3 protein-coding genes are annotated in these 2853 nt (G+C 47.4%); all 3 read left to right on the top strand.

Features of this window, described 5'->3' with window-relative positions; all coding sequences use genetic code 11:
• The coding region (locus B3D59_RS12370; protein WP_286820141.1) for an FAD-dependent oxidoreductase at positions 1 to 1327 on the top strand (1327 nt) is incomplete at its 5' end.
• A gap of 1 nt (position 1328) precedes the next feature.
• Entirely contained in the window at positions 1329 to 2300 is a 972-nt protein-coding gene (locus tag B3D59_RS12365; protein ID WP_286820140.1) for an ROK family protein, read from the top strand.
• Between the two features lie 26 nt (positions 2301 to 2326).
• The coding region (locus tag B3D59_RS12360) for a creatininase family protein (protein WP_286820139.1) at positions 2327 to 2853 on the top strand (527 nt) is incomplete at its 3' end.

Raw genomic sequence — 2853 nt, 5'->3', positions numbered from 1 at the left:
AGTTATGAGTGAATACTATAAATCACTTCCTGTTGCAGGAAGTTTCGATGTGATTGTGGTTGGATCGGGCTCGGCTGGATCTACTGCGGCCATTGCCTCTGCGAGGGCCGGGGTCAAAACGTTGGTGCTGGAACGCCTGCCTTTTTTGGGCGGAACCAGTACCGCTGTTCTGGATACGTTTTACGGCTATTACACGCCGGGCTCCCGGTCCATAAAAGTGGTGGGCGGCATTGCAGACGATGTTGTAAAGGCTTTGAAAGGATACCAGGCTTGTTTTGAACGTCCTAATTCTTTTGGGGCAGGAACCGGCATAACCTATCATCCTGAATACCTGAAAGTGGTTTGGGAACGGTTGGTTCGCGAAGCCGGTTGCCATGTTTTGTTAAATGCCTGGGTACAGGATGTTGTCATCCATGAAAACAAAATTGAAGGATTAGTGGTGGCAACAAAAGCCGGATTACAAATGTTTCAGTGCAAGCAGGTGGTTGATGCCTCAGGAGATGCTGATATTTGTTACTTTGCGGGTATTCCTTTCGAGCTTGCCGGAGCTGTCGATCCTGCACAAACCCTGACTACCACATTTAAAATGGTGAACGTCGATCTTTCCAAAAGAAAAGAGGTTTCAAAAAAAGAGATCAATGCCCTGATGGAAGAAGCAGCTTCCACCGGAAAATATAATCTGCCCCGAAAGGAGGGAAGTGACCACATCACCCCGGTGGACCACATGACAGCCACCATCATGACCCGTCTGACATCCTACCGGGAAAAAGACGGAAAGGTGATCAACGCTTCTAATCCGGATCTTTTAAGTGAAGCTGAAATGGAAGGGCGTATTCAAGCCATCGAATACATTCGTTTTCTGAAAGATTATGTGCCGGGTTATCAACACGCGGAGTTGTCCACATTCAGCGTACAGATTGGTGTGCGTGAAACCCGGAGGATTTATGGGGAATACCGGCTCACCTCAGAAGACGTACTGTCAGCCCGCAAATTTGAAGATCAGATTGGATTGTGCGGGGCTCCCATGGAAGACCATTCGGACGGTGCAGATACGAAATGGCAATATCTTCCCGATGGACAAACGGTTGGCATTCCTTATCGTACCCTGGTGCCGAAGGATAGTCGTAACATCCTCGTGGCAGGACGCTGTTTTTCGGCCAGCCATGTCGCTCACAGCAGTGTCCGCTCCATGGCGCAATGCATGGTGATGGGTGAAGCCGCCGGAAATGCTGCAGCATTATCAGCCAAACAAGGTGTTAAACCCGCAGATATTGAGCCGGGTGAATTACGTGAAATTCTGAAAAAGAACAAGGCAATTGTAGACTAAAATGAAAGAATATATCATAGCAGCCGATGTGGGAGGAACGCGACTTAAAACGGGATTGGTGGATTTGGAAGGCAAAGTTTTCAAGAGCGATGTTATTTCATCCCGCGCCAACGAGGGCGCTGAATTATTGTACCAGACTTTACTTAATTACATTCGGCAAACAATTGCAGAAGAAGGAAAAAAGCCTCTGGGGATTGGTCTGAGCTTAAGCGGTGGCATCCATCCGGATAAAGGGGTGGTTTTACTTCCGGGAAAGTTTAAACAATTGGAGGGTTTTCCCATTGTGCCCAAGCTAAGAGAGGAACTGGACTTGCCAGTGTATGCGGATAACGATGGTAGACTGGCTATGTATGAAGCCAAATATTTCGGTTTGGCCAAAGATGTTGACTGGGCCGTGGTTTTAACTATTGGCACGGGAGTTGGCTCCGGTGTCATGCTGGACGGACATATTTTGTCTGATCCGCACTTGCAGTTTGGTACCCAAATGGGGCATATCATCATGGACAAATCCAGCGATAACCTCTGTCTGACAGGGAATCACGGAACCGGCGAAACACAATGTTCAGCCACGGCGCTTTCGCTCCAGGTCAGAAGTGCCATTCAGCGGGGCATTCCTTCCATTTTGACGGATGAGTATTTTAACAACCCGCTGGACATCGACTTCAAAAAAGTAATAGATGCCTGTCGGCTGGGTGATGAATTGTGTTTACATGAGTTGGACACTTGGATTAATAACCTGGCTATTCTGATGATCAATGCCGTACATTGTTATTCTCCGGAAAGGATCATCCTGAGCGGCGGGGCCACTTTGGCAGCAGATCTTTTTCTGGATCGAATAAAAGATATCGTCAACAGCCGGGTGTTTCGTTATCCGAAGGGTGAACCGGTCGATATCGAGATCGACGAAAACAATGAATTCTCAGGTGTAATCGGTGCTGCAGCTTTTTTAATGAAAAAACTCAATAAAATATGATGATGGAAATACAAGAATGGAAAAACATGACTTCACAGGAGATTGCTGAAATCGACAAAAACCTTCCTGTCATTATTCCTGTGGGATTGTGGGAAGCGCACGGGCCGCATCTCGCTGTGAGTGTAGACAATGACACAGCGGAATATTTTGCCCGGCAGGTTTGCGAGAAAACGGGGGCCATTCTTGCCCCGCTTCTTTCGTACGGTTTTTCGGATGAAATGCGTGAATACCCGGGAAGCTTAGGACTTTCAGCCGAAATTTTTCAAGCGGTTATTGTTGATATTGTGAAAAACCTCTGTGCAACCGGCTTCCGGAAGGTCATTTTTATCACCGGCCACGGGGCCAATAAAATACCGGTTGAATTGGCATTTTATAAGATATGGGAAAGCTATCCCGATTTTAAAGGAGTCTGCTGGAACTGGTGGTCCGATTGCGGCATCACGGGAATCCATCATGCTGATCAAGGTGAAACCGAAGTGGCAATGGCCGTTGGAACACGGTCGGACATGTCCAAAGTCATGGACTTTGAAATCAAAAAGCCTTGGTACAAGAT

This window comes from Desulfobacter sp. UBA2225 (assembly GCF_002348205.1).
GTDB classification, from domain to species: Bacteria; Desulfobacterota; Desulfobacteria; order Desulfobacterales; family Desulfobacteraceae; genus Desulfobacter; species Desulfobacter postgatei.
Note: the sequence above shows the minus strand (reverse complement) of the source record. Positions and strands in the feature narration are given on the sequence as shown.